Source organism: Acidovorax sp. 94 (assembly GCF_003634645.1).
Taxonomy (GTDB): Bacteria; Pseudomonadota; Gammaproteobacteria; order Burkholderiales; family Burkholderiaceae_C; genus Acidovorax; species Acidovorax facilis.
In genome coordinates this window covers 4,233,254-4,253,485 of sequence record NZ_RBJA01000001.1, presented here as the reverse complement: position 1 = coordinate 4,253,485, position 20,232 = coordinate 4,233,254, and the positions used below count along the sequence as shown (strand labels likewise).

Sequence of the window (20,232 nt, the reverse complement as noted above, 5' to 3'; positions counted from 1 at the left end):
GCAGAAAAACAGGTGAGCGTCGTTGCGGTGTACGGTGGGGTGCGCGGGGCCCAAGCCTGACGAATCGCCATGCACCAAGCCGGGCATGGCAAGTCGCTGCAACGCTCCTTGGGCCGAGGGGCGATTGTAAGTTGCCCGCGCGGGATCAGCGCACTGGGCGGCGGCCCCGGAGTGCGGCCAGCAGCATCAAGCCCGCCATCAGCCACAAAGCCCACTCGGACAACGACGGAATCGCGCTCGCGGCCACTGCCGTGATGGTGTCGGTATCGGTGGCGCTGTTGTTGCCGGGGTTAGGGTCGGTCACGCCACCCGGGGCCGCGACCGTCGCGGTGTTGACCAGTGTCCCCGTTGCCGACGCGCTCACCGTGGCGGTGACGGTGTAGGTCACCGATCCGCCCGCAGGCAGATTGACCACGTCGTTGATGTTGCCGCTGCCCGCCGCCGTGCAGGTGCCGCCGCCGGAGCCCACGCAGGTCCAGGTGCCGGTCAGCACGGCGGGCAGGGTGTCTGCCACCGTCGCGCCAGGGGCGTTGGACGGTCCGGCATTGCTGGCGGTGATGGTGTAGGTCACCGAGCCGCCAGCGTTGGCCGTAGTCACGCCATCGGTCTTGGTGATGGTCAGGTCGGCTTGCGATGCGATGGTGTCGGAATCCGTGGCGCTGTTGTTGCCCGGATTGGGGTCGGTCACCCCGCCCGGCGCTGTCACCGTCGCGGTGTTCACCAGCGTTCCGCTGGCCGCAGCACTCACTGTTGCGCTCACCGTATAGGTCACCGATCCACCGGCGGGCAGGTTGACGCTATCGTTGATGTTGCCGCTGCCCGCTGCCGTGCAGGTGCCGCCACCCGCGCCTACGCAGGTCCAGGTGCCGGTGAGCGCTGCGGGGAAGGTATCCGCCACCGTGGCCCCCGACGCATTGGACGGCCCCGCGTTGCTGGCGGTGATGGTGTATGAGACTGAGCCGCCAGGTATGGCCGTGGTCACGCCGTCCGTTTTGGTAATGGACAGATCGGCCTGCGGCGTGATGGTGTCGGAGTCCGTGGCGCTGTTGTTGCCCGGGTTGGGGTCGGTTACACCGCCCGGAGCCGCGACCGTCGCGGTGTTGACCAGCGTCCCTGTGGCCGCTGCACTCACCGTGGCGCTGACGGTGTAGGTAACCGATCCTCCGGCGGGCAGATTGACGGTGTCGTTGATGTTGCCGCTGCCTGCTACCGTGCAGGTGCCGCCGCCCGCGCCCACGCAGGTCCAGGTGCCGGTAAGTGATGCGGGGAAGGTGTCCGCCACCGTGGCCCCCGGCGCATTGGATGGCCCCGCGTTGCTGGCGGTGATGGTGTAGGTGACCGATCCGCCCGGCGTGGCCGTGGTCACCCCGTCGGTCTTGGTGATGGCCAGATCGGCCTGTGGCGTGAGCGTGTCGGAATCGGTGGCACTGTTGTTGGCGGGAACCGGGTCGTTCACGGCGGACGTCACTGTCGCGGTGTTGGTCAGTGTTCCGGTCGCAGAAGCGTTGATCGTGGCGCTCACCGTGTAGGTGACCGATCCCCCCGCTGGCAGGTTGACGCTGTCGTTGATGTTGCCACTGCCTGCGGCGGTGCAGGTACCACCGCCCGCGCCCACGCAGGTCCAGGTGCCGGTGAGCACGGCGGGAAAGGTGTCCGCAATCGTGGCGCCGACGACGGGGTCCGGCCCTGCGTTGCTGGCGGTGATGGTGTAGGTCACCGACCCGCCCGGGACGGCCGTGGCCACACCATCGGTCTTCGTGATGGACAGGTCCGCATCTTGGGCATGCGCCGTGGTCGCAGCCACCATGGCCAACAAGAGCGCAGTGAGCCACAGCAAAACACGTTGGAGCATGGCGAAGTCCCGATTCGAAGTGGAGGGGTGACCAAAGTGTAACGCCACGTTTCCACCCGGAATCTTCGTGCATGGCGGCACGCGCTGACCGCGCGTCCCGCGTTTGAAGCGGCTGAATCGCTCTCAACGCACCGGCAGGAACTGCAGGAACGTGCCGCCCACAATGCCCTGCACATAGCTGATGGCGGCGCGGCGGTACTTTTCGGTGGTCAGGGCAGCCAGCAGGTCGAGGCGCGCGATGATCTTGCCAAACTCGCGCTCAAAGCTCAGGTTGCGGCCTTGGGGGCCGATCTCGTCCGCCAGCAGCCACACGGCGCTTTCCACATTGCGGGCGGCGTTGTAGAGGTGCTGGGCATCCATGCCGTCGAGCAAGAAGAATTCGATCTTTCCGCCATGGGCCGTGATGATCATGTCGGCCGTGGCATGGATGAAGGCTGCCACGCGGTCCCCGTTGAACTCCGGCGCGAACGCGAAGCCCATCGCGGCAATGTCGCGCCGCCCCTGCAGTGGTGCCCAGGGCTGGCGCTGCAGGATGGCTGTGCGCACCTGCTCCGCGGCGTGCTCGCGGCTGGTGGCGCTGGTTTTGCGCCATTCGGCGGGGTTGCGGCGGTAGAGCTTGTCCATGAGGCGGAACAAGCCCTCCAGGTTCTCGTGCATGGCCAGCGTGGCCACGCGGTTCATGTCGGACTGGGCCAGCTCGGCGGGCGTTGTGGCGGCACCCTTGACCTCGCCGCGTGGCGTGGGCGCATTCGCCGCGCAGCCAGCGAGCACGGTGCACAGCAGTGCACACGATGACATCCACAGGAGAGAAAGGAACGGCCCACGCATGGGGGCCGATTATCGGGCGCAGTGTGGGCGCCTCACAGCCGGTTAACACTGTTTGAAGATCTCAGTCCACGGCCCTGAATCCCGTTGCCTCAGCAGCGGTCTGCGCTGTCGGGGTTGGGGATACCCTCGATCGGGCACTCCTCGGTGCCCACCATGGGCCGCGTGATGGCCTCCACGGCCTTGCGCGTGCCTTCGGGGTCAGTCACCCAGCGGGTGTAAAAGTCATACGGGCAGGCGGCCACACCCTGGTCTCCACCGCCGGAGTTGATCAGCCCTGTGTAGCCCCGGTGCAGCAGCTTGAAGAGGTGATTCTCAGACTGCCCGTTCTTGCGGAAGTCGCGGATCAGGCTCTTCGACAACGCGGCGTACTGCACGCCGTATTCCTCCTCGCCGCATTCACCGAGCGTCCGGCCATCAAAGCCAATCAGGGCGCTGTGACCGAAGTAGCTGTACACGCCGTCAAACCCGGCGGCATTGGCCACGGCCACATACGTGTTGTTGGCAAAGGCCATGGCCTTGCTCATCAGAATCTGCTGCTCCTTGGCGGGGTACATGTAGCCCTGGCACCGCACGATCAACTCGGCACCCTTCATGGCGCAGTCGCGCCAGATCTCGGGGTAGTTGCCGTCGTCGCAGATGATGAGGCTGATCTTCAGGCCCTTCGGGCCGTCGCTGACGTAGGTGGTGTCCCCGGGGTACCAGCCTTCGATGGGGGTCCAGGGCATGATCTTGCGGTACTTCTGCACGATCTCGCCCTGGTCGTTCATGAGGATCAGGGTGTTGTAGGGCACCTTGTGCGGGTGCTCCTCATGGCGCTCGCCGGTGAGCGAGAAGACGCCCCACACCTTGGCCTTACGGCAGGCGGCGGCGAAGATTTCGGTCTCTTCACCCGGTACGGTGGCCGCCGTGTCCATCATCTCCTGGGCGTCGTACATGATGCCGTGGGTGCTGTACTCCGGAAAGATCACCAGGTCCATGCCGGGCAAGCCGGTCTTCATGCCCACCAGCATGTCTGCGATCTTGCGCGCGTTGTCCAGCACCTCGGCCTTGGTATGCAGGCGCGGCATCTTGTAGTTGACCACCGCCACGCCGACGGTGTCCTTGCTGCTTGAAATATCGCCGTGAATCATGGTGAAGCATCCCTATCAATGAGAAATCATCCAGGGCCGTTTGCTCGGAAACGCCTTGGCGCCGCTGGGCGCCGTCACCGTGGCCTTGCGGCTTTGCGATGACGAACAGCAGCCACAGCCTGCAGGGTGTTTGAGGCGGGCGTAGTCGCCCGAGCGCTGCGGCTCGTGCCGCGCACGCTCGTTGGTGGCGATGACGCTGCGCGCGGACGCGCTCATGAGCGCCAGGCGCGGTGCGGTGGCAAACACGCGCGGCGATGCTGCGCCGCAGTCTGGGCAGGCGGCGGGTTCGTTGCGGTCGGCCAGCAGGCGAAAGGCATCAAAGCCGCCACACTGGGCACAGGCGTAGTCGTAGGTGGGCATGGCGGGTCCTTCTGCAGCAATGGTGTTTGACTGTCAGACCAGGTCGGGCGACAGCGGCATGGCCACCGAGCCATCCAGGTGCTTGATCGGCCCCGCCGCACTCGGGTTGATGTCAAAGTCAAAGATCTGCGTGGGCAGCCACAGCGTGGCGCAGGCGTTGGGCACATCCACCACGCCGCTGATGTGGCCCTGCACCGGGGCTGTGCCCAGGATGGAATACGCCTGCGCGCCCGAATAGCCGAACTTCTTGAGGTACTCGATGGCGTTCAGGCAGGCCTGGCGGTAGGCCACGTTCACGTCCAGGTAGTACTGCTTGCCACTCTCATCCACGCTGATGCCCTCGAAGATCAGGTAGTCGTTGTAGGTGGGCGTGATGGGGCTGGGCTTGAAGATGGGGTTCTTGATGCCGTACTTGGCCATGCCGCCCTTGATGAGCGTGACCTTCATATGCACCCAGCCTGCCATCTCGATGGCGCCGCAAAAGGTGATCTCGCCGTCGCCCTGGCTGAAGTGCAGGTCGCCCACCGACAGCCCGGCGCCGTCTACATACACCGGGAAGAACACCTTGGCGCCGCGCGACAAATCCTTGATGTCGCAGTTGCCACCATGCTCGCGCGGGGGCACCGTGCGGGCGCCTTCGGCAGCCGCTTTGGCCTTGGCATCGCCCGTGAGGCGGCCCATGTGCGCGGTGCCCACCGAGGGTGGGTTGGCCAGCCCAGCCGTGGGGTCTGAGTCGATGAGCGCCTGCTCGCGCGCATTCCACTGCTCCAGCATCTTGCGGTCGGGCAAGCAGCCAATCAGGCCGGGGTGGATGAGCCCGGCGTATTTCACGCCCGGCACATGGCGCGAGCTGGTGAACATGCCATGAAAGTCCCAGATGGACTTTTGCGCCTGCGGGAAGTGCTCGGTCAAGAAGCCGCCGCCGTTGTTCTTGCTGAAAAAGCCGTTGAACCCCCACAGGCTGTCCTGCTTGGCGCCAATGTCCAGCAGGTCCACCACCAGCAGGTCACCGGGCTCGGCCCCCTTCACGCCCACGGGGCCGCTGAGGTAGTGCACCGTCGTCAGGTCAATGTCGCGCACGTCGTCCGCGCTGTCGTTGTTTTGGATGAAACCGCCGGTCCAGTCAAACGTCTCCAGCACAAACTCATCGCCCGGGTTGACCCAGCAGGCCATGGGAATGTCTGGGTGCCAGCGGTTGTGGATGTTTTCGTTCTCGGTGGGCGACTTGCTCAGATCGACCTTGATCAGGGTTTCAGCCATGGCGTGCTCCTTGGAAGGGGTGGGTGGACAGAGGAAAAAGTGGGGGAAGAGAGTCCAGGGCTTGCACGGCAAGCGGCCTGCGAAACTGTCACGGCGAAGGCCAGTGCCCCCGCGCTGGGGGTGCCCCCCTCCCGCAGCGCGCAGCGATGCGAGAGAGGGGAAAGGCGCGAAGCGACACAGGGGTGCCTCATACAGACAAATAAGCTTTGATGCGTTGCTGGTCGGTGTCGGCACGCGCTGTCTCATGCACCAGGCGGCCGCCCTCGATAACGAACAGCCGGTCGGCCACGTCCATGGCAAACGACAGCACCTGCTCGCTCACCACGATGGTGATCTGGCGCAGCTTGCGGATCTCGTTGAGCGCCTTGGCGATGTCCTTGATGATGGAAGGCTGGATGCCCTCGGTGGGCTCGTCGAGCAGCAGCACCTTGGGGTCGGTGACGAGCGCTCGCGCAATGGCCAGTTGCTGCTGCTGCCCGCCCGATAGGTTGCCTCCCTTGCGCCGACGCATGTCCCACAGCACGGGAAACAGTGCGTAGATGTCTTCGGGAATCTGTCGCGTCTTGGAGTTTTCCAGCCCGGTCTCGATGTTCTCTTCGACCGTGAGGGTCGGGAAGATCATGCGGCCTTGCGGCACATAGGCGATGCCCTTGGCCACGCGGCGAAAGCTCTCGTCCTTCGTCACGTCCTGGCCTGCCACGGTGATCTGGCCGCTCTTGACGGGCATCACACCCATGAGGCTTTTGAACAGCGTGGTTTTGCCCATGCCATTGCGGCCCATGATGGCCACGGTCTCGTTGGCACGGCCGTCAAACGAGATGCCGTGCAGCGCCTCGCTCTGGCCGTAGGCCACAAACAGATCTTTGACTTCCAGCATGCGATGCTCCTGTGGGGTTCGATGGGGTATGGAAGTCAATGACCTAAGTACACGTCGATGACCTTGGGATCCGCTTGCACCTTCTCCATGGGACCTTCGGCCAGGATCTTTCCCTGGTGCATGACGGTGACCTTGTGCGCAATGCGCTTGACGAACTCCATGTCGTGCTCGATGACGATCACCGCGCGGTTCTTGCAGATGCGCTGAAGCAGCTCGGCCGTCAGCTCGCGCTCGCGCGCGCTCATGCCGGCAATGGGCTCGTCCAGCATCAGCAGCTCGGGCTCCTGCATCAGCAGCATGCCGATCTCCAGCCACTGCTTTTGCCCGTGACTCAGCAGGCCCGCTTCGGTGTCGAGCTTGTCCCCCAGGCCGATGTCCTCGGCCACCACCTGCACACGCGCCTTGACTTCATCGGTGCACTTGAACGCCAGCGCGCCCAGCACCGAGCGGCCTGCGGGGTAAGACACCTCCAGGTTCTGGAAGACCGACAGGTTCTCGTAAATCGATGGCGTCTGGAACTTGCGGCCAATGCCCAGCCGTACGCGCTGGTGCTCGGCCATTCGCGTGAGTTCTTCGTTCTTGAACTTGATGCTGCCGCCCGTGGCGCGGGTCTTGCCGCAGATCAGATCGAGCAGCGTGGTCTTGCCCGCGCCGTTGGGGCCGATGATCACGCGCAGCTCGTTCTTGTCGATGTACAGGGTCAGGGCGTCGATGGCCTTGAAGCCGTCAAACGACACCGTGAGGTCTTCCACGGCGAGGGCGAAGTCGGTATTGCTCATGGGGTGCTCCAGCGGTGGTTGCGCGTCATGCGCCCTGGCGGCTCACGCCGTCGGGCAGGGCTGCAGGTGTTGTGCTGGCTGGCGATGCAGATGGAGCAGATGCGGCTGGCGAGGCCTCTGCCACCAGCCGCGGCTGCACCGATGCCTGGCGCAGCGCTTCGCGGCGGCCCTTCCACCAGGGCACCACATGGCTCTCCCACAGGCCCGCCAGGCCCATGGGGAAGGCCATGGTCACGCCGATGAAAAGCCCGGCCATGAGGAACAGCCACAGCTCGGGAAAGCTCTCCGAGAAATACGTCTTGCCCGCGTTCACCAGCAAGGTGCCATACACGGCACCCACCAGGCTCATGCGCCCGCCCACGGCGGCGTAGATCACCATCTCGATGGATGGCACGATGCCTACAAAGCTGGGTGACATGAAGCCCACCTGCAGCGAGAACATGGCGCCCCCGATGCCCGACAGCGCTGCGGCCAGGCAGAAGGTGAACACCTTGAAATTGGCCACGTCATAGCCCGAAAACCGCACGCGGTCTTCCTTGTCGCGCATGGCCAGCAGCAGCGTGCCCACCTTGCCGGTCTGTATCCAGCGGCACAGGATGATCGAGCCTATGAGCAGCGCCACGCACACGTAGTACAGGATGTATTTGGCGCTGTCGGTGCGCGTGTCCCAGCCCCACAGGGTCTTCAGATCCGTCATGCCGTTCACGCCACCGGTGTAGCCCTGCTGGCCGATGATGAGCACCGTCAGAATCAGCGCCACGGCCTGCGTGATGATGGCGAAATACACACCGCCCACGCGGCGCTTGAACATCGCAAAGCTGATGATCCAGGCCAGCAGCGTGGGCACGACGATGACCGCCGCCAGCGCAAACGGCAGGCTCTTGAACGGAATCCAGAAGCTGGGCAGCTCGGTGATCTGGTTCCAGTCCATGAAGTCGGGGATGCCGGGCGTGGACTGGATCTTGGTACTGATGGGGTCAGACGCTTCGAGCTTGAGGAACATGGCCATGGCATAGCCCCCCAGGCCAAAGAAAACGCCCTGCCCAAGGCTGAGAACGCCGCCGTAGCCCCACACCATCACGAGGCCGATAGCGACGAACGCATAGGTGAGGTACTTGCCCACCAGGTTCAGCCGAAAGATGTCGAGTGCCAGCGGCAGCACCACGGCCAGCAGCACGGTGAGCAGTACCAGGCTGGCGAGCTGGTAGCGCAGGATCCAGGCTTTGAGGGCGTTCATGCGGAGACTCCGGTGGGCTCGAAGGAAATGGACAGTTGGGCGAATTTCATCGGCGAACTTTGGAGGCGAACAAGCCCTGTGGCCGCACCATCAGGATCAGCACGATCAGCGACAGCGTGATCATCTTGGCCATGGAGCCCGCCATGAAGAATTCGGTGATGGACTGCGTCTGCGCAATGCCGAAGGCAGACACCACGGTGCCCAAAAGGCTGGCCGCGCCGCCAAAGGTGACCACCAGGAAGGCGTCCACGATGTAGAGCGATCCCGATGTGGGGCCGGTGGAGCCGATGGTGGTAAACGCCGCGCCCGCCACACCGGCAATGCCGCAACCGATGGCGAAGGTCAGGCGGTCGGTCTTCTGGGTGTCGATGCCAATGGCGTTGGCCATGACTCGGTTGCTCACCGTGGCGCGCACCCGCAGGCCCCAGCGGCTCTTGTGCAGGGCCAGCAGCACGCCCCCCGTGACCACCGCCGTCAACGCCAGCACAAACAGGCCATTGATCGGGATGTCCAACCCCTCAGCAGGCGCCCACGAGCCCAGCAGCCAGTCGGGCAAAGTGGGGCTGACCTCCTTGGGGCCGATGAAGGTGCGAAAGCACTGCTGCAGGGCCAGGCTGATGCCCCAGGTGGCCAGCAGGGTGTCCAGCGGGCGCTTGTACAGGTGGCGGATCAGCCCCCATTCCACCAGCCAGCCCGCTACAAACGCAAACCCAAACGCCGCCACGATGGCCAGCGGAAAGTAATACGGAATCATTTGCGGCGCATGGTTGGCCGCGAGGGTGGAGCCCAGGTAGATCGTATAGGCGCCAATGGTCATGAACTCGCCATGGGCCATGTTGATCACGCCCATCTGCCCAAAGATGATGGCCAGGCCCAGCCCCATGAGCAGCAGCACGGCAAACAGACTCAGGCCCGCAAAGCCCTGCATCAGGCCGATGTTCATCATTTCGGAAAAGGTCATGTTGCAGCTCCTGCGTGGGCAGCGTTGGAAAACGAACAGCGGTGCCATGGGGCGGCCTCTTGCGAGGGACACCGAGGAAGGGCCGCCCCGCACCGAGGGTGTCGTCCCCCTCCCGCGCAGCGAGAGAGGGGGGAAGACGCGAAGCGCCTCAGGGGGTGTTTATTGATAACCTTTGGGAAATGGATCCGGCTTGATCAGCGCAGGCGACTCGGACACCACCTTGAACGAAGCATCCGGCATGCCCATGGCGATGCGCGACTTGCTCCACAGGTGGTGGTTGGCGTCCACCTTCACATAGCCCTCGGGTGCGGTGGTCAGCTCGATGCCGGGCGATGCGGCCACCACCTTGTCCACGTCAAAGCTCTTGGCTTTTTCGACCGCCGCCTTCCACAGCCAGGGGCCCAGGTAGCCCGCCTGCGTCACGTCGCCGATCACGGCGTCCTTGCCGTACTTGGCCTTGAAGGCCGCCACAAACTTCTTGTTGTTCTCGTTGTCGAGCGACTGGAAGTACTTCATCGACGAGTAGAAACCGTTGAAGTTCTCGCCGCCCACGCCGGTCATTTCGTCTTCGGTGACCGACAGCGTGACCAGCAGCTGCTTGTCGCCCGTGATGCCCGCGGCCTTGAGCGCCTTGTAGAACGCCACGTTGGAGCCGCCCACCACCGCCACAAACAGGCAGTCGGGCTTTTGCACCTTGATCTTGTTCATCAGCGAGCCGAAGTTGGTGCTGCCCAGCGGGTAGTACTCCTCGCCCACGACCTTGCCCTTCTGGAAGTTCTCGATGTGCTTGCGCGCAATCTTCATCGAGGTGCGGGGCCAGATGTAGTCGGAGCCGATGAGGAAGAAGGTCTTGGCCTTCTTCTCGGTCTTGGCCCATTCCAGGCTGTACAGAATCTGCTGGGTAGCTTCCTGGCCCGTGTAGATCACGTTCTTGGATTGCTCCAGGCCTTCGTAGAAGGTAGGGTAGTAGAGCAGGCCGTTTTCTTTCTCGAACACCGGCAGCACGGCCTTGCGCGAGGCGCTGGTCCAGCAGCCAAACACAGCGGCGCAGCGGTCGTTGATGAGCAGCTTCTTGGACTTTTCGGCAAACGTGGGCCAGTCGGAGGCACCGTCCTCCTTGATGACCTTGATCTTGCGGCCCAGCACACCGCCCATGGCGTTGATCTGGTCAATGGCCAGCTGTTCGGCCTGGATGGAGCCGGTTTCGGAAATCGCCATGGTGCCGGTGGCCGAGTGCAACTGGCCCACGGTGACCTCGGTGTCGGTGATGGCCAGCTTGGTGGTGTTGACCTGCGCCGTGGGCTGGCCAAACGACCAGGCAGGCAGGCCCGCCACGGATGCGGCGCCCAGCGCCTGCAGGATGCGACGGCGGCCGGGTTCGGCCTGGGCGGAGTCACTAAAGCGGGGGTCGGAGGGGTGGCTCATGAAGACGCTCCTTGCAGGATCGGTGTGAATGAAGGGACGGGACCAAAGCGGGTTGTGTGCGCTGTGGAATGAAGGTTAGGGACAACCCTTGAATGCGCCCATACGTCAATTAACGTAGGGCTGCGTACGCACCCCGGTGCATGCACTGCAAATACACCTGCACATGGACCTGCCCATGGCAACGCGTGCCCGTGCAACGCCCCAACGCGGTGCGCGCCTAGAACGCTTCTTGCTTTGTGCTGGGCATGGCCTCACCACAAGCACCCGATGCCCAGAGCGCACCACAAACGATTTTTCGTTTCCGGCGCGAGTACAACGCCTGGGTGGCCGACGAGACCATGGAGGACTACGCGCTGCGCTACACGCCCAAGAGCTTTCGGCGCTGGAGCGAATTCCGCGTGGCCAACACGGCGTTCGGTTCGCTGTCATTCCTGGCACTGGAGGCCATTGGTGGCGCGATTGCGCTGAACTACGGCTTCAGCAACGCCATGTGGGCCATCCTCACCGTGGGCTTGCTGATCTTTCTGACCGGCCTGCCCATTGCCTACTACGCAGCGCGCTATGGGCTGGACATGGACCTGCTCACGCGCGGTGCGGGCTTTGGCTACCTGGGCTCCACCATCACCTCGCTGATCTACGCAGTGTTCACGTTCATCTTCTTTGCACTGGAGGCTGCCATCATGGCGCTGGCGCTGCAGATGGTGGTGGACTGGCCGCTAGAGTGGTGCTACATCGCGTCGTCGCTGGTGGTGCTGCCCCTGGCCATGCGCGGCATCACACTCATATCGCGCCTGCAGGCGTGGACGCAGCCGCTGTGGCTGTTCTTGCTGCTGCTGCCCTTTGTGTGGATTGCGCTGGCCCAGCCGCAGCTGTACCGCGACTTTGCGGGACTGTCGGGCCTCAAGAGCGGCAGCAGCCAGTTCGACCCGCTCATGTTTGGTGCAGCCGCGGCGGTGATCTTTTCGCTGGTGGTGCAGATTGGCGAGCAGGTGGACTTTTTGCGCTTTCTGCCCGAGCGCACTGCCGCCAACCGCCTGCGCTGGTGGGGCGCGGTGCTGGTGGCGGGGCCGGGCTGGGTGGTGATGGGCATGCTCAAGATGGCGGGTGGGGCCTTTCTGGCGTTTGCCGCGCTGCAGTTCGAGGTGGGCGCCCAGCGCGCGGCCGAGCCCACGCAGATGTTCCTCGCAGGCTTTCACCAGGTCATGCAGGCGCTGGGCCTGCCGGGCCTGGCGGTGGCCGTGACGGTGGTGTTTGTGGTGGTCTCGCAGATCAAGATCAACCTCACCAACGCCTACGCGGGCTCGCTGGCGTGGTCCAACTTTTTTGCGCGCGTCACCCGCAGCCACCCGGGGCGCGTGGTGTGGCTGGTGTTCAACGTGTTGATCGCCACCTTGCTGATGACGCTGGGTGTGTTTGGCGCGCTGGAGAAAGTGCTGGCCGTGTACAGCAACGTGGCCATTGCCTGGGTGGGTGCGCTGGTGGCAGACCTGGTCATCAACAAGCCGCTGGGCCTGTCGCCCAAAGGCATCGAGTTTCGGCGCGCGCACCTGTATGACTTCAACCCCGTGGGCCTGGGCGCCATGGTGCTGGCGGCCACGGTGGCCTGCTGTGCCTATGCAGGGCTGCTGGGCGAAGAGGCGGCCGCGTTTTCGCCCTTCATTGCGCTGGTGCTGTCGATGGCGCTGGCGCCGCTGCTGGCCTGGCTGACGCAGGGCCGCTACTACCTGGCGCGCGCTCCCGGCAACGAGTGGCGGCCCGGCGAGATCGTGCGCTGCGCCGTGTGCGAGAACCAGTTCGAGTCCGAAGACATGGCGCGCTGTCCGGCCTATGCCGCGCCCATCTGCTCGCTGTGCTGCTCGCTCGAATCGCGCTGCCACGACCGCTGCAAGACCGGCTCGCGCGCGGCCGACCAGCTGCGCAATGTGGTGGAAGCCTTGCTGCCGCAGCGCTGGGCCATCAAGGTGAACTTTCGCCTGGGGCAGTACCTGATGGTGATGGTGTCGCTGTGCGCGGTGATGGCGTTTCTGGTGGGCGTGGTGTATGTGCAGGAAAGCCTGCAGACCCCGGTGCCCGGGCAAATGCTGCAGATGCCGTTTCTCAAGGTGTTTGCGCTGCTGGCGCTGCTGGCCGCCGTATGCGCCTGGTGGGTGGTGCTGAGCACCGACAGCCGGCGCATGGCGCAGGACGAGTCGGAGCGGCAGACCCAGTTGCTGCTGCAGGAGATCGAAGCCCACAAGCGCACCGACGCCGAGCTGCAGGCGGCCAAGGACCAGGCCGAGTCCGCCAACCAGGCCAAGACGCGCTACGTGGCAGGCATGACGCACGAGCTGCGTTCGCCGCTCAACAGCATCCTGGGCTACACACAGATCCTGCTCAAGAACCCGCATACCGAGGGCTGGATGCGCGAGACGTTGTCCACCATGCAGCACAGCGGCCAGCACATGCATGCGCTCATCGATGGATCGCTGGAGCTGGCGCGCATCGAGGCGGGGCGCCTGAGGCTGGACATGGCCCCCCTGCCACTGCCCGAGCTGATCGAGAACATCGAAGCCATGCTGCGCCCGCAGGCCGAGGCCAAGGGCCTGCACTTTGTGGTGGAGACACTGGGCACCATGCCGGGCTGGATACGGGCCGACGCCAAGCGGCTGCGGCAGATTCTGATCAACCTGCTGTCCAACGCCGTGCGGTTTACCGAGCGCGGCGAGGTGCGGCTGCGCATGGACTTTCGCCAGCATGTCTCGCGCATTGAAGTGATCGACACCGGCATCGGCATCGAGCCGCAAGACCTGGAGCGCATCTTTGTGCCGTTTGAACGCGGCAGCGCCGGGCGCCGCGCCAGCGAGGCGGGCACGGGCCTGGGCCTGACCATCACGCACCTGCTTGCCGAACTGATGGGTGGCCAGCTCACGCTAACCAGCACCCCCGGCCAGGGCAGCACCTTCACCGTGCGGCTGTACCTGCCCAGCATTGCGGTAGACCCGGCCTGGACCACGCCCAGCCGCGCCACGCTGCGCCCCGTCATCGGCTACCTGGCGCCCCGGCGCACGCTGCTGGTGGTGGACGACCAGCCCCTGCAGCGCCAGCTGCTGGCCGGCCTGCTGGTGCCCCTGGGTTTTGAGGTGCGCGAGGCCGCCAGCGGGCGCGAATGCATCGAGATCGTGCGCCAGACACCGCCCGACCTGGTGCTGCTCGATATCACCATGGACGACCTGGACGGCTGGCAGACCGCCGCCCTGCTCCGCGAGTTGCGGCCTGCGTCCGAGCTGCCCATCGTGTTCGTTTCGGCCAATCTGTTCGAGCACGAGGCCTCACGATTGGCGGCGCAGCAGTGCCAGGCCTTTGTCGGAAAGCCGGTGATCGAATCCGAACTGCTCCAGGCGCTGGAGCACGCGCTGCAGCTCGAATGGGTGCGCGACAACACGCCGCTTGCGCCCAGCCCCGAGCCCGCCGCGGGCCCCGTCAACCCGAACGACACCCCGGCCACGCTGCCCGACGAACTGCGCGAAGACCTGACCCGCCTGGCGCGGTCTGGCCAGGCCGCCGCGCTGCGCGAGCGGCTGCGGCGCGCACGCGTCGACCTGCCCGGCCACGCTGCCACGCTGGCGCTGCTGCAGGCCAGTGCCGACCGCTTCGACTTTGAGACCCTGGCCCACCACCTGCGCGAGCCCGAAGAGGGAACCCTATGAACGACGAATCCCATCCAGGCCAGCAGGTCAGCCAGCGCGTGATCCTGGTGGTGGACGACGCGCTCGACACCCTGCGCATGCTGTGCGACGCCCTGGCCGCCGAGGGCTACGCCGTGCTGGCCGCGCGCGACGCCGAAGAAGCCCTGCAGCGTTTTGACCTGACCGTGCCCGACGGCGTGCTGCTGGACGCCGTGATGCCCGGCATGGACGGCTTTGCGCTATGCCGCCAGCTCAAGGCCACGCCGCCCTGGTCGCACGTGCCGGTGGTGTTCATGACGGGCTTGTCGGACACCGAGCAGATCCTGCGGGGCTTTGCCAGTGGCGGGGTGGACTATGTGGTCAAGCCCCTGCGCATCCCCGAGGTGCTGGCCCGGCTCGCCACCCATGTGCGCAACGCCCAGGCCACGCGGCTGGCGCGCGAGGCGGTGGACGTGGCCGGGCTGGGTGTGGTGGTGCTGGACGGGCAAGGCCGCGTGGCCTGGCGCTCACCCCAGGCATTGCGCTGGCTGGAAGCCGCCTTTGCCGCCGACCCCGCCCCCGCAGATGCCGCCGCTGCCTGGCTGGTGCGCGCGCAAGCCACCGGCGACCAGACCCTGGCGCTGGCCGGCGGCCGCCAGTTGCTGGCCCGCCACCTGGGCGCAAGCGGCCTGGCCGAGTCGATGCTGCTGCTCAGCCACACCACGCCCGAGGCCATCGCCCCGCGCCACCTGCAGCAGGTGGCACTGACCCCGCGCGAGACCGAGGTGCTGTCCTGGCTGAGCAAGGGCAAGACCAACCGCGACATCGCCGACATCCTGGGCATGAGCCCGCGCACGGTGAACAAACACCTGGAGCACATTTTTGAAAAGCTGGGGGTGGAGACACGCACCGCCGCTGCGGCCATTGCGGGGCAGCTACTACAGGCCTGAGTTCGGATTTTCCGGATGGGCCACACCTGCCCCGTCCCTGCGAGCTGAGCCTGCCAAAGCCAGGGCCCTTCGACGGGCTCAGGGCGAACGATTCGTCCGATATTCCTGAGCCAGCGCCACATCAGGTGGTTTATGGGTCAAATTGGCATCTGGCGCTTGTCTGAAGAGGACTCGAAGCTATTAAATCAATAGCACATTATTTTGCAACCTCAAACAGACACCGGCTCCATGGCCGACGCCGGCAGGCCGAACAGGTGGTCGAACACCCAGTTGAAAACAAAGGTGTAGCAAAGGAAGAACACGATCAGCCCCAGGTCCATCACAAACGCGTGCCACAGGGTGATGTCGAACCACCAGGCAAACAGCGGCACGAGGGTGAAGACCAGCCCGCCTTCAAAACCGATGGCATGCGCCACGCGCCGCGCAACGCTGCGACCGCGCACGGGCTGGCGAGCTTCCCAGCGCTCAAACGCCCAGTTGAAGACGATATTCCAGACGATGGCAATCACCGAGGCTGCCACGGCCACCACGCTCGAATGGCCCGCACCCTGGCCCGAGAGCAAGGCCAGCCCGGCCGTGGCCGCCGCGATGGCGATCAGCTCGTACAGGCTCACATAGATCAGTCGGCGCTTGAGGCCCTGCAGGCCGAAAAGGGTGGGTTGCTTGTCCATGGTGGCGACTTTATGTGCCTGCAGCTGATATATAAAGTCAGCTTGTTTCAGGTTATTTGATAGATCACACCCATGGCCTTCTCTTCAGATAGCGTGCAGGTGTTCCTGGCAGCGCTGGACCACGGCTCTTTTTCGGCGGCGGCGCGGGCGCTGTCGCGGGTGCCGTCGGCCGTGAGCATGACCATTGCCCACCTGGAAGCCGAGCTGGATGTGCAGCTGTTTGACCGCAGCGGTCGCGAGCCCAGGCCCACCGCCGCCGCACGCGCGCTGGAACCGCAGGCCCGGTTGCTCGCCGGGCAGCTGCAGCAGCTCAACGCCCAGGCGCTGGCGCTGACGCAGGGGCTGGAAGAGCGGCTGACGCTGGCCATCGCGCCCGAGCTGCTGGCCGCCCGCTGGACAGGCCCCCTGGCCACGCTGGCGTCGGAATACCCGCTGCTGCAGGTGGAGGTGCTGACCGCCCCGCAGGTGGATGCGCTGGCCCTGCTGCACAGCGGCCGCGCACAGCTGGCGCTGGTGTTCGAGCGGCCCAGCATCGACGGGCGCGAGGGTTTTCAGGAGGTGGGCACCGAAACCCTGGTGGCGGTGATGGCGCCGGACCATGCGGTATTGCAGGGCGCGCGCGCCTCGGCCCTGGCCCGGGGCGAGCCGCCCGAGCGCGCCATGCTGCGCGAAGAACACCTGACCACCACGCGCCAGATCGTGGTGGCCAGCCGTGACCTGGGGCAAACCGACCCACGTTTTGTATTTGCCCGTCACCACTGGCGCACCGACAACCACCTGGCCGCGCTGGGCATGATCGAAGCAGGCCTGGGCTGGGGCTGGCAGCCCCGGGCGTTGGTGCAGCCGCGCATCGAGGCGGGGCGGCTGGTGGAGATGCCGTTTGAGAACCTGAGCAACGGCACCGCACTGTGGGTGGATGTGGTGTGGTCGAAGGAACGGCCGTTGGGCCTGGGCGCGGCGCGGTTTGTGGCGCTGATGGCCACGGCGGCCAAGGCAGCACCCCGCTGAGCGCTCCTGCAAGGCAGGCGCTGCCCGCCCCCATGCGCACCCAGAAGGCAAGGGAGCGTTGCCGCAAAAGCAAATGCGAATTGTTTGCATTTGCATGGATAATGGCGGCCTTTCATTTGCACCCCGCCCGTGCCCCGTTCAACGCGACCTCTCTCCCGTGCGGCGGTTTGCACGGCGCGCGGGAGCTAGCCCCGCCGTTTTCTCTCTACCGATCTGCACCATGCATCCCTCGATTCCCCGGCCCGCCCGGCCGACTGCTACGGCCCGCGCCACCCTGGCGCTGTGCGCCTTTACCGCCAGCGCCGCCATGGCCCAGACGGCACCCCCTGTTTCATCGGCTCTACCGACCGACGCCGTCCCCACCAGCCCCGCCCTGTCGGAAGTGCAGGTGCGTGACAGCAGCGCCACCACCGGCTACCAGGGCGCGCAGCGCAACACCGCAGCCACACGCACCGACACGCCGCTGATCGAAACCCCGCAGTCCGTGCGCGTGGTGCCCCAGCAGCTGATGGAAGACCTGGGCGCCACGCGCCTGGCCGACACCGTGGACTATGTGAGCGGCATCACCCGCCTGAACGACTTTGGCGGCACCTGGGACAACTATGCGATCCGTGGCTTCAGCAACACCGACGGCGGCCAGCTGCTCAACGGCTTTGCCTCCAACCGGGGCTATGGCCCGCAGCGCGACGTGAGCTCGGTCGAGCGCATTGAATTTCTCAAAGGCCCGGCGGCAGCGTTGTATGGCAGCAGCGAGCCGGGCGGCACGCTCAACATCGTCACCAAAAAGCCGCAGTTCACTCCCGCGCACAAGGCGGGTGTGCAGGTGGGCGGGCATGGCTACCGCCGTGCCACGCTCGACACCACCGGCCCGCTGGGCACGGACGTTGCCTACCGCCTGAACGTGGCGGCCGAGGACGGCGCGAGCCGTACCGCGCTGGTGGACAACCGCAAGATGGTGGTGGCCCCGTCCCTCACCTGGAACCTGGGCGCCAACACCGTGTTGAACTACGAGGCGGAGTTCATCCGCATCCGCACCCCGCTGGACCGGGGCATCGTGCAGGTGCGAGGCAACGTGGGCGCGCTGCCGTCCGACCGCTACCTGGGCGACCCCAGCCGCGAGAACCTGCATGTCAACGGCGACACACACCAGGTGACGCTGGACCACGACCTGGGCCAGGGCTGGCGAACCCGCGTGGGTGCGTCGTACCGCGAGACGGACCTGTATGGCGCCGCCGTGGACCTGACCGGCACCCTGGCCGCCGACGGCCGTACCCTGACCCGCCGCGACAGCTGGCGCAGCCTGCCAGCGCGCGATGCATCGCTGCAGGGCGAAGTCGAAGGCAAGCTGCAAGCGGGCGGCTTCAGCCACACCGTGCTGGCAGGTGTGGAGACCTGGCGGCTCACTGCGGCGCAGGACATCCGCTATTCCAGCCTGGCCAGCCAGCCGTTTGCCATCGACATCTACAACCCGGTCTACAACCAGCCAGTGGGCAACCTCACGCCGGGTTTTGACCTGGTGGACCGCACCCGCGCCACGGGCGTATTTGTGCAGGACCAGATCGATCTGAGCGCAAAGTGGAAACTGCTGGCCGGCGTGCGCTTTGACCGCTTTCACCAGGACAGCGAAAACCGCCTGGCCGCCACCCGCCAAGTGCAGGAGCATTCGGCCACCACGCCGCGCATCGGGCTGACATACCTGATCAACCCCAACACCTCGGTCTATGCCTCGGCCGGGCGCTCGTTCCGCCCCAACGCGGGCGCCGATGAAAGCGGCAAGGCGTTTGACCCGCAAAAGGGCCAAGCGCTGGAGCTGGGCGCCAAATGGCAGTCGGCCGACCAGCGCCTGACCGCGAGCGTGGCGCTGTTCGATATCCGCAAGACCAATGTGCTCACGCGCAGCCCCACCAACGCCAACTTCAGCATCGCCGCGGGCGAGGTGCAAAGCCGGGGCCTGGAGCTGGATGTGGCCGGGCAGATAGACACCCACTGGCGCATGACGGCCAACATGGCCTACACCGACACCGAGGTGACCCGCGACAACAACCCCGCACTGCTGGGCAAGCGCCTGCTGAATGTGCCGCGCGTGAGCGCCGGGCTGTTTGCCATCCGCGAAGACCAGGCGCCCTGGGGCGGCCGCTACGGCATCGGCGGCGGCCTGGTGCATGTGGGCGAGCGCACGGGCACCGCCACCGACACCTACCGCCTGCCCGCCTACACCACGGCGCGCATCACCGGCTACTGGCAGATCGACAAGCGCACGCGCCTGACGCTGGACGTCCACAACCTGTTCGACAAGGCGTACTACACGGCCTCGTGGGGCGCACTCACCGTGATCCCGGGCCTGGGGCGCCAGGTGGTGGCGGGGGTGCAGGTGGTTTTTTGAGCCAAATAGGGCTCTAGCGCTTGTTTATCAAGCGCTAATAGCTATACATTTAATAGCAATCAACTACTGCACGACAAGGAAAACTTCTGCTGTCACCATCCTCCGGCACCCAGAGGCGGTCTGCCCAGCCACCGTCCACCGCCAATTGGCACACCGCTGCGCGCGTGGTGGGGCAGTGGTCCAGCGCCTGCAGGTGGTTCACCACCAGCGTGCCGTGGGCCAGCTGCGCGGCTTCGGCCATGTCGGCGGCATCCATGAGGATTTCTGCCCCCACATCGAACCGGGCCCCGCCCGCAGGCAACACCGACACCGTAGGCTGAAGGCGCGCCAGGCAGTCGCGCACCGTGGGCGTGAGCATGGTATCGCCCGCCAGGTAGACGCTGGGCTCGCCCGGCAGCTCCAGCAGGTAGCCGTGGCCGTGCTCCATGAAGCGGCCTACCCAGCCGGTACCGTGCACACACGGAATCGGCGTGACATGGCCGCCCAGCGCCCACGGCTGGCGCGCTGGCCCCGCCAGCGGCCACACCAGCAGGCCGCGCTGCGCCAGGTAGTCAGCATCGCGTGGCATGCAGATCACCGGAATCTGCCGCTCGCGCAGAAAGCGCTTGCCAGCTCGGTCCAGGTGGTCGAAATGGCCGCGTTGGCAGTGCGTGATGAGGGCGTGGGTCACACGCTCCAGCAGCGCATCGGTGCCCCCGGGCAGCTCCACAATGGGATTGCGCTGGCGCCCCCTGCCCAGATAGCGCAGCGCGGGCAGGCTGCCCCGGGGGGCGAGCATGGGGTCCACCAGCAGGCCCACGGGGCGTCCCTGGGATTGGAATTCAAGAAGCACGGTGGCGTTGCGCAATTGGGTGATCTGCATGGTGT

The 20,232-nt window shown here is 65.6% G+C and carries 16 protein-coding genes and 1 riboswitch; of the genes, 4 read left to right on the top strand and 12 right to left on the bottom strand.

Annotation, left to right across the window (positions count from 1 at the left end; all coding sequences use genetic code 11):
• Positions 1–7: 7 nt before the first annotated feature.
• Positions 8–116: riboswitch (S-adenosyl-L-homocysteine riboswitch) on the bottom strand.
• A gap of 29 nt (positions 117–145) precedes the next feature.
• From C8C94_RS19555 to urtA, 10 genes are all read right to left on the bottom strand, one after another.
• Entirely contained in the window at positions 146–1,852 is a 1,707-nt protein-coding gene (locus C8C94_RS19555) for an IPTL-CTERM sorting domain-containing protein (protein ID WP_121421891.1), read from the bottom strand.
• 123 nt (positions 1,853–1,975) lie between these two features.
• The gene (locus tag C8C94_RS19550) at positions 1,976–2,680 is read right to left on the bottom strand and encodes a hypothetical protein (RefSeq protein ID WP_121421890.1); all 705 of its coding nucleotides are present in this window, start codon (positions 2,678–2,680) and stop codon (positions 1,976–1,978) included.
• 89 nt (positions 2,681–2,769) lie between these two features.
• On the bottom strand, positions 2,770–3,810 hold the full coding sequence (locus tag C8C94_RS19545) for an aliphatic amidase (RefSeq protein ID WP_121421889.1): 1,041 nt from the start codon (positions 3,808–3,810) through the stop codon (positions 2,770–2,772).
• Between the two features lie 15 nt (positions 3,811–3,825).
• Positions 3,826–4,170 carry a zinc ribbon domain-containing protein gene (locus C8C94_RS19540; RefSeq protein ID WP_121421888.1) on the bottom strand — a complete coding sequence of 115 codons (345 nt, stop codon included), beginning with the start codon at positions 4,168–4,170 and terminating at the stop codon, positions 3,826–3,828.
• Between the two features lie 33 nt (positions 4,171–4,203).
• Positions 4,204–5,430 (bottom strand): formamidase, encoded by a 1,227-nt coding sequence (gene fmdA / locus C8C94_RS19535; RefSeq protein WP_057228093.1) that lies wholly within the window; start codon positions 5,428–5,430, stop codon positions 4,204–4,206.
• Between the two features lie 187 nt (positions 5,431–5,617).
• Positions 5,618–6,307, bottom strand: coding sequence for an urea ABC transporter ATP-binding subunit UrtE (gene urtE, locus C8C94_RS19530; RefSeq protein WP_057228091.1), 690 nt, complete (start codon positions 6,305–6,307; stop codon positions 5,618–5,620).
• 35 nt (positions 6,308–6,342) lie between these two features.
• Entirely contained in the window at positions 6,343–7,086 is a 744-nt protein-coding gene (urtD, locus tag C8C94_RS19525; protein ID WP_099742696.1) for an urea ABC transporter ATP-binding protein UrtD, read from the bottom strand.
• 25 nt (positions 7,087–7,111) lie between these two features.
• The gene (gene urtC, locus C8C94_RS19520; protein WP_121421887.1) at positions 7,112–8,323 is read right to left on the bottom strand and encodes an urea ABC transporter permease subunit UrtC; all 1,212 of its coding nucleotides are present in this window, start codon (positions 8,321–8,323) and stop codon (positions 7,112–7,114) included.
• A 46-nt stretch (positions 8,324–8,369) separates the two neighbouring features.
• Complete coding sequence (gene urtB, locus C8C94_RS19515) at positions 8,370–9,284, bottom strand: urea ABC transporter permease subunit UrtB (RefSeq protein ID WP_121421886.1); 915 nt, start codon at positions 9,282–9,284, stop codon at positions 8,370–8,372.
• Positions 9,285–9,443: 159 nt separating this feature from the next.
• Entirely contained in the window at positions 9,444–10,709 is a 1,266-nt protein-coding gene (urtA, locus tag C8C94_RS19510; protein WP_121421885.1) for an urea ABC transporter substrate-binding protein, read from the bottom strand.
• Between the two features lie 245 nt (positions 10,710–10,954).
• On the opposite strand from urtA, the gene C8C94_RS19505 reads away from it, so the two are divergent.
• Together C8C94_RS19505 and C8C94_RS19500 are read left to right on the top strand one after the other, a co-directional pair.
• Positions 10,955–14,395, top strand: coding sequence for an ATP-binding protein (locus C8C94_RS19505; protein WP_121422991.1), 3,441 nt, complete (start codon positions 10,955–10,957; stop codon positions 14,393–14,395).
• Positions 14,392–15,303, top strand: coding sequence for a response regulator (locus tag C8C94_RS19500; protein WP_121421884.1), 912 nt, complete (start codon positions 14,392–14,394; stop codon positions 15,301–15,303). Before C8C94_RS19505 ends, C8C94_RS19500 begins: the two co-directional genes overlap by 4 nt.
• Positions 15,304–15,512: 209 nt before the next feature.
• Here the strand turns inward: C8C94_RS19500 and C8C94_RS19495 are convergent, their stop codons facing one another.
• Positions 15,513–15,974, bottom strand: a complete 462-nt coding sequence (locus C8C94_RS19495; RefSeq protein ID WP_199727052.1) for a PACE efflux transporter — start codon at positions 15,972–15,974, stop codon at positions 15,513–15,515.
• Positions 15,975–16,046: 72 nt separating this feature from the next.
• Between C8C94_RS19495 and C8C94_RS19490 the strand changes: the two genes are divergently transcribed.
• Together C8C94_RS19490 and C8C94_RS19485 are read left to right on the top strand one after the other, a co-directional pair.
• Positions 16,047–16,982, top strand: coding sequence for a LysR family transcriptional regulator (locus C8C94_RS19490; protein WP_121421883.1), 936 nt, complete (start codon positions 16,047–16,049; stop codon positions 16,980–16,982).
• A 220-nt stretch (positions 16,983–17,202) separates the two neighbouring features.
• Positions 17,203–19,365, top strand: coding sequence for a TonB-dependent siderophore receptor (locus C8C94_RS19485; protein ID WP_233573522.1), 2,163 nt, complete (start codon positions 17,203–17,205; stop codon positions 19,363–19,365).
• A gap of 49 nt (positions 19,366–19,414) precedes the next feature.
• On the opposite strand, the gene C8C94_RS19480 is transcribed toward C8C94_RS19485, so the two are convergent.
• Complete coding sequence (locus tag C8C94_RS19480) at positions 19,415–20,227, bottom strand: MBL fold metallo-hydrolase (RefSeq protein WP_121421882.1); 813 nt, start codon at positions 20,225–20,227, stop codon at positions 19,415–19,417.
• Positions 20,228–20,232 lie beyond the last annotated feature (5 nt).

Coding starts and splice junctions, on each gene's coding strand:
- C8C94_RS19550 (WP_121421890.1), bottom strand. CDS start 2,680: ATGCGTGGGCCGTTCCTTTCTCTCCTGTGGATGTCATCGTGTGCACTG.
- urtA (WP_121421885.1), bottom strand. CDS start 10,709: ATGAGCCACCCCTCCGACCCCCGCTTTAGTGACTCCGCCCAGGCCGAA.
- C8C94_RS19505 (WP_121422991.1), top strand. CDS start 10,955: ATGGCCTCACCACAAGCACCCGATGCCCAGAGCGCACCACAAACGATT.
- C8C94_RS19555 (WP_121421891.1), bottom strand. CDS start 1,852: ATGCTCCAACGTGTTTTGCTGTGGCTCACTGCGCTCTTGTTGGCCATG.
- fmdA (WP_057228093.1), bottom strand. CDS start 5,430: ATGGCTGAAACCCTGATCAAGGTCGATCTGAGCAAGTCGCCCACCGAG.
- urtD (WP_099742696.1), bottom strand. CDS start 7,086: ATGAGCAATACCGACTTCGCCCTCGCCGTGGAAGACCTCACGGTGTCG.
- C8C94_RS19540 (WP_121421888.1), bottom strand. CDS start 4,170: ATGCCCACCTACGACTACGCCTGTGCCCAGTGTGGCGGCTTTGATGCC.
- C8C94_RS19545 (WP_121421889.1), bottom strand. CDS start 3,810: ATGATTCACGGCGATATTTCAAGCAGCAAGGACACCGTCGGCGTGGCG.
- C8C94_RS19485 (WP_233573522.1), top strand. CDS start 17,203: ATGCATCCCTCGATTCCCCGGCCCGCCCGGCCGACTGCTACGGCCCGC.
- urtC (WP_121421887.1), bottom strand. CDS start 8,323: ATGAACGCCCTCAAAGCCTGGATCCTGCGCTACCAGCTCGCCAGCCTG.
- C8C94_RS19500 (WP_121421884.1), top strand. CDS start 14,392: ATGAACGACGAATCCCATCCAGGCCAGCAGGTCAGCCAGCGCGTGATC.
- urtE (WP_057228091.1), bottom strand. CDS start 6,307: ATGCTGGAAGTCAAAGATCTGTTTGTGGCCTACGGCCAGAGCGAGGCG.
- urtB (WP_121421886.1), bottom strand. CDS start 9,284: ATGACCTTTTCCGAAATGATGAACATCGGCCTGATGCAGGGCTTTGCG.
- C8C94_RS19490 (WP_121421883.1), top strand. CDS start 16,047: ATGGCCTTCTCTTCAGATAGCGTGCAGGTGTTCCTGGCAGCGCTGGAC.
- C8C94_RS19495 (WP_199727052.1), bottom strand. CDS start 15,974: ATGGACAAGCAACCCACCCTTTTCGGCCTGCAGGGCCTCAAGCGCCGA.
- C8C94_RS19480 (WP_121421882.1), bottom strand. CDS start 20,227: ATGCAGATCACCCAATTGCGCAACGCCACCGTGCTTCTTGAATTCCAA.